Origin of the sequence: Caballeronia sp., assembly GCF_028292365.1 — a bacterium.
Taxonomy (GTDB): domain Bacteria; phylum Pseudomonadota; class Gammaproteobacteria; order Burkholderiales; family Burkholderiaceae; genus Caballeronia.
This window is the reverse complement of the sequence record NZ_JAQGMM010000009.1, coordinates 1-6366: the sequence shown is the minus strand read 5'-3', so window position 1 is coordinate 6366 and position 6366 is coordinate 1. Positions and strand designations below refer to the sequence as shown.

The 6366-nt window shown below is 61.8% G+C and carries 3 protein-coding genes and 1 pseudogene; 3 read left to right on the top strand and 1 reads right to left on the bottom strand.

Annotated elements, in window-relative coordinates:
• From JWR14_RS00385 to JWR14_RS00375, 3 genes are all read left to right on the top strand, one after another.
• Positions 1-3071: efflux RND transporter permease subunit (locus tag JWR14_RS00385; RefSeq protein ID WP_299699420.1), on the top strand; the 3071-nt coding region annotated here is incomplete at its 5' end.
• Entirely contained in the window at positions 3068-4348 is a 1281-nt protein-coding gene (locus tag JWR14_RS00380; RefSeq protein ID WP_299699418.1) for an efflux RND transporter periplasmic adaptor subunit, read from the top strand. The genes JWR14_RS00385 and JWR14_RS00380, both read left to right, overlap by 4 nt.
• Positions 4345-5865, top strand: a complete 1521-nt coding sequence (locus tag JWR14_RS00375; RefSeq protein ID WP_299699416.1) for an efflux transporter outer membrane subunit — start codon at positions 4345-4347, stop codon at positions 5863-5865. Before JWR14_RS00380 ends, JWR14_RS00375 begins: the two co-directional genes overlap by 4 nt.
• Positions 5866-6195: 330 nt before the next feature.
• Here JWR14_RS00375 and JWR14_RS00370 read toward each other — a convergent pair.
• Positions 6196-6366: pseudogene (locus JWR14_RS00370) on the bottom strand (TIGR03118 family protein); the annotation flags it as partial.

Sequence of the window (6366 nt, the reverse complement as noted above, 5' to 3'; positions counted from 1 at the left end):
TGAAGACGCCGACGGACATCTTTCCTGCCATCCGCATCCCGGTGATCGCGGTCGTGTGGAACTACAACGGACTGTCCCCGCAGGACATGTCCGGCCGCGTGGTCTACTACTACGAGCGCGCCTTGACCGCAACCGTGGCCAACATCGAGCACATCGAGAGCCAGTCGCTGTACGGTGCCGGCATCGTTAAAATCTACTTTCAGCCGGGCACCGACATCGCCGCCGCCCAAGCCCAGGTGACATCCATCTCGCAGACTGTGCTCAAGCAAATGCCGGCGGGCATCACGCCGCCACAAGTGCTGCTGTACAACGCGTCCTCGGTCCCGGTTCTGGACCTTCAAGTCTCTGCGCCGAACATGACCGCCGCGCAGGTGTACGACATGGCGTCAAACCTGATCCGCCCGCAACTGGTGTCCGTGCCGGGCGTCTCGATTCCGAATCCATACGGAGGCGCTGCGCTGAACGTCGAGATCGATCTGGACCAGGCGAAACTGCTGGCGCACGGCCTCTCGGCCGCAGACGTAGCGGCCGCGCTCAGTGCGCAGAATGTGGTGCTTCCCGCGGGCGACCAGAAGATCGGCGGACTCGACTTCATGGTCGAAACCAACTCGACGCCTTTGCAAGTGCCGACGTTCAACAACATGCCGATCAAGACGGTCAACGGCGCGACCGTCTATCTGCGCGATGTCGCCTACGTGCACCGCGGCGCGCCGCCACAAACCAATGCGGTCCTGGTGAAAGGAAAGCAGTCCGTACTGATTCAGATTTTCAAGAGCGGCGACGCTTCGACACTCGCCGTGGTGGCAGGCATCAAGCAGGCGCTGCCCGGTATTTTGCACACGCTGCCACCGGGTGTGCAGATCACGCCGCTCAACGATGCCTCGGGGTTCGTGCGCGATTCGGTGACAGAAGTGATTCAGGAGATGGTCACCGCGGCGATCCTGACGGGGCTGACTGTGCTGCTATTTCTCGGCAGTTGGCGTTCGACCTTGATCGTGGCGACATCGATTCCGCTTTCGATCCTGGCCTCGATCCTGGCCCTGCATTACACCGGGCAAACGATCAACGTCATGACGCTCGGGGGATTGGCGCTCGCGGTCGGTATTCTGGTCGACGACGCAACCGTGATGATCGAAAACATCGACACTCATCTCGAGGCGGGCGCCGGGCTGGAGGAGGGAATTATTGCGGCGGCAAACCAGATCGTTGTGCCGACGCTCGTCGCGACCTTGTGCATCTGTATCGTCTGGCTGCCGTTGTTCCAGTTGAGCGGCATCTCAGGATATCTGTTCCAGCCGCTCGCCGAGGCCATCATCTTCGCGATGCTCGCTTCGTTCGTCCTCTCGCGCACCCTGGTGCCGACGATGGCCGCCTGGTTGCTGCGCGGCCAGGTGAAAGCTCATGAGCATGGACACCAAGGCAAGCATGGTTTCTTCACCCGGTTTCAACGACGCTTCGAGCAGGGCTTCTCGCAGTTTCGCGATCGTTACCGGGAAGTGCTGGCTCTCGCCGTGCATCATCGCAAGCCGTTCATCCTGTGCTTCATTGCCTGCACGGTTGCGTCGATGAGTCTGCTCGCTTTCCTCGGCCGCGACTTTTTCCCGAGCATCAAGTCGGGCGAGATCGATATGCACATGCGCGCACCGATCGGCACCCGGCTCGAAGATGCATCCAAGATCGCGGTGCTCGTCAATAGCCAAATCAGGAAAAGCCTGCCGGGACAAGTCACCAATCTGGTCGATAACTGCGGGCTGCCGTCGAGCAGCCTCAACCTGGCCTACACCTCGGACGGCACGATTGGTCCCCAGGATTGCGACATCACGATCACCCTGAAGAATGAACAGTCGCCCGTGGACGACTACCGGTCCACGCTGCGCCGCGACCTGCCGGCGCTCTTTCCCGGCACGGTGTTTTCCTTCCTGCCCGGTGACATAACGGCCAAGATCCTGAACTTTGGCCTGCCTGCGCCCATCGACGTGCAGATCTCCGGCCGCGGACAAACGGCGAACATGGCTTACGCGCAGGTGCTCGCGGCCCGTATCCGCAAGCTTCCGGGCGCCGCCGACGTCAACATCCAACAGGCGTTCAACGAACCGACGCTCAGGATTGCCGCGGACCGCTCGCTTGCCTCCGGCATGAACCTGACCGAAGGTAACATTGCGAACAATGCGCTCGCGACGCTCTCCGGCAGCGGGCAGACGGCGCCGACGTACTGGCTCGACACAGTGAATGGCATCTCGCACCTCGTCAACATGCAGACGCCGCAAGACCAGCTCGCGTCGATGAACGACCTCGAGACAATTCCGATCGATCGAGGCAACGGCGATCCGGGTGGCCAGCAGTCGCAGTTGCTCGGCGCGCTCGGCACGGTGACGCAAACGGGCACGCCCTTGCTGGTCTCTCATTACAGCATCCTGCCCTCGATCGATATCTACGTGAGCAACCAGGGACGCGACCTCGGCGCCGTCTACGATCAAGTCGCGCAGGTCGTCAAGGAGACCAATTCGCAACTGCCCCACGGCGCGAGCGTGCACCTGCGCGGACAGGCTACGACGATGAGCAGCGCGTACGTGCAGCTCCTAGGGGGACTGGCACTTTCGGTGCTGCTGGTCTATCTCGTGATCGTCGTCAATTTCCAGTCATGGCTGGACCCGTTCATCATCATCACGGCACTGCCAGGCGCGCTCGCCGGCATTGTCTGGAGCCTCTTTCTCACGCATACGGACGGTTCAGTGCCGGCACTCACGGGCGCGATCATGTGCATGGGCACGGCTACGGCCAACTCGATCCTCGTCGTCTCGTTTGCGCGTGAGCGCCTCGCGGAACATGGCGATGCGGTCGCCGCGGCCATCGAAGCAGGATATGCCCGTATCCGCCCGGTTCTGATGACCGCGCTCGCCATGATCATCGGGATGCTGCCGATGTCCATGAGCAATACGCAAAACGCGCCGCTTGGACGAGCAGTCGTCGGTGGACTTCTCGTCGCGACGTTCGCCACTTTGCTCTTCGTTCCCTGCGTATTCGCGATGATGCATCGCAACGATAAAAAAGCCACGGAGTCTCACCTATGAATGTAGTCAATCGCGAAGTGGTGACCACGCGCCGAATTCGACTTAAATGGACTGCCGCGATCGCGGTCCTGGTCCTTGGGGGCCTTGTCGTGCACGGCATCGTCCAACGTCATGACAACCTCACGAATCTGCAAACCCTCACCAATGAGGAGTCCGTACCGCAGGTGCAGGTCATGTTGCCTATGTCAGGGCCCGCCAGCCAAACGGTGGCACTGCCCGGCGACATCAAGGCCTGGTACACCGCCCCGATCTATGCACAGGTCTCGGGCTACGTGCGCAAGTGGTACGTGGATTACGGCGCGTTCGTCAAGGCCGGTTCGTCGCTCGCCACGATCGACGCACCCACCGTCGACGAGCAGTACCAGACGGCGCTCGCGAATCTCGACGTGGCGAAGACCAACAGGGCGCTTGCCGACGTGACGGCGCAGCGCTGGAAGGCGCTTGCGGGCACGGAAGCTGTCGCGCAGGAGGAGGTGGACGTGCAAGTGGCGAGTGCCGCGGTTAAAAAGGCCCAGGTAGTCGCAGCCCAGCATGATCTCGCGCGCTACCGTGCCCTGGAAGGGTTCAAGGATATCGTCGCGCCATTCGACGGCGTCATCACCTCGCGCGACACCGACGTAGGCAATTACGTGAACGCCGCGGGCGGTGACGTCAGTTCCCGGGGTGCGGCGGATGAGCTGTTCTCGGTGGCGGATATCCACGAGATGCGGATCTTCGTTGCCGTTCCGCAAGACTATGCCGACATGTTGAAGCCGGGTCTCGATGCGACGTTCACCCTGTCCCAGTATCCGGGGCGTCAGTTCAAGGCGACGCTATTGACGACCGCAAACGCGTTCAACCCGCAGACGCGAACCGTCATCACGGAATTAGTAGCTCAGAACCCGGATCATCTGCTCTGGCCAGGCACCTATGCGACGGTTCAGTTTGTAGTGCCAACTAACCGGAGCGTGCTTGTCGTGCCCGAACAGGCGCTACTGTTCCGCGACCAGGGCATGCAGCTGGCGGTCGTCGATGCGGATGGCCGCGTGCATCTGCAAGACGTCAAGCTCGGGCTGAATCTGGGCCAGAACGTTCAGGTGATCTCGGGCCTGAAACCCACCGACCGCTTCATGGTCAATCCTTCTGCGGGCACGCTCGAGGGAGAGCAAGTACAAATCGTAAGCGGCGCACCGGGAATCGCGCCGGAACCGACGGTCCGGACTTCGGCACGTGAGCCCGCGCATTCAGGCGAGGGCCGCCAAGCCAACGTCGCAGTTGCCAAGAGCGATCCAACATGATGCGCTACTTCAAACCGCCCCGGCGTCTCGCCGCCGCCGTGCTCCTGACGCTGTTCGGGGCGCTTGCCGGATGCAGCCTTGCGCCGCCCTATAAGGCGCCGGATATGGTGCTGCCCGCCAGTTACAAGGGAACGGGATCCTTCGCGCTCGCGCATCCCGAAGATCAGCTCGTGCAGGGTGACTGGTGGAAAATGTTCGGAGATGAACAACTCGATCGACTCGAAACTAGCTTGAATGCGGCCAACCCCGATCTTCAGGCGGCGCAGGAAACCTACACCCAGGCGCGCGATATTGTGGGCGAGGCCCGCTCGCAGCTGTTTCCGCAGTTGAGCGCCCAGAGTTACATGACGCAAAACCGCCAATCCGAGAACCGATTGTTCCGCGTCAACGGAGGCGGCCCGGCTGAGCAATCGTCGAACGGCTACGGGGCGGCGCTGTCGTGGGAGCCGGACTTCTGGGGCTCGATCCACAATCAGACGAACTACGCGAAGTCCAACGCCCAGGCCACCGCCGCGATGGTTGCATCGGCGCGGTTGAGTCTGCAAATCGAACTGGCCAATGACTATATGGCGTTGCGCGGCCTCGACTCGGAGCACGCGGTCTATACGAAAACGCTCGGCTATTACGGCGATGCGCTCAAGATCACCAAGCTACGCTATGCCGGGAAGATTTCGGCAGGTCTCGACGTCGAGCGCGCTCAAAACCAGCTCTCCACGGCACAAGCAGCCGATACTGACATCCAGATGCAGCGCGCCGTGCTTGAACACGCCATCGCCGTGCTCGCCGGGGAGAATCCGTCGACCTTCAGCTTGCCCCCCGAAGAACTGGCACGCCTGACGATCCCCGTGATTCCGGTCGGTGTGCCGTCCGCGCTGTTGCAACGGCGCCCCGATATCGCACAGTCCGAGCGGCGAATGGCGGCGGAAAACGCAGAGATCGGTGTGGCGCGCGCGGCGTTCTATCCGAACATTCAGTTGAGCGTCAACGGGGGATTCGAGGACGATGCCTTCGGCGGACTCGCGTCCCTGCCCGACAGCCTCTGGTCGATAGGCGCATCGGCCATGCTGCCGCTGTTTGAGGGCGGCTTGCGCAGGGCCGAGGAACAGCAAAGCCGGTCCGCGTTCGCGCAGGCCGCCGATAACTACCACTCGACCGTGCTGCAGGCGTTTCGCGAGGTCGAGGACCAGCTCGTGCAGACGAACAAGCTTGCCTCGGAGTACACCCAGCAGCAGGATGCGCTCAAGGCCGCGCTCAAGGTGCAGGACCTCGCGCTGCGCCTTTATACCAACGGTCTGGACGACTACCTCAGTGTGACGGTCGCGCAGGTCGCCGCGCTGAGCGCCGAGCTTGCGACCGTTCAGGTGCAGAGCTGCCAACTGCAATCAGCGGTCGGGCTGATAGGTTCAGTGGGCGGCGGCTGGAGCACGGTGGACATGCCGACCTCAAAACAAACTATCCCCTTCAATCCACTTCACTGGGGGACGGGTGGCCTTCGCCAAACAAATCAAGGCGGATAACTCGCGCACCCCCCGGCAGATCCGCACGCACTTTTCGGGGCGAATGGTCCACGAAATTGCCAGGGACGTAAGACGCCGCGTCAACGCGGAGATGCCCGCGAAGGAGCCCGTGGTGAAGGCGGAGGCCGAAGGTAACTCAAGCTTTTGTACATTCGATGTCCGCAGGCGAAAGCCGGAGTCCCGCCGCAAACCCTTTTTTCTCGCGCCCGCTGATCAGGCGAGTGCTTCATTTCGTCGGGTGTCAATTGCAAGCAACAACCCGTCGGACAGTTTCAGTGTTACACGCTCGAACCCGTGCGAGTGCGGCCGTTCTCGCTGGCTGAAGACGATCTACATGCCGACGCTCGAACCGCCGCTCGAGCTCGTGCCGGTGCTCGATCCGTTGTTCGAGTTCGACGTCGTATTCAGATCGATTCTTCCATAGACGCCGTCCGCTTCGTCGTTGGGGCCCGCTGCGAAGAAGAGCGTATTGGAGGGCTGGTTGTTGAGATCGTTGCCGAA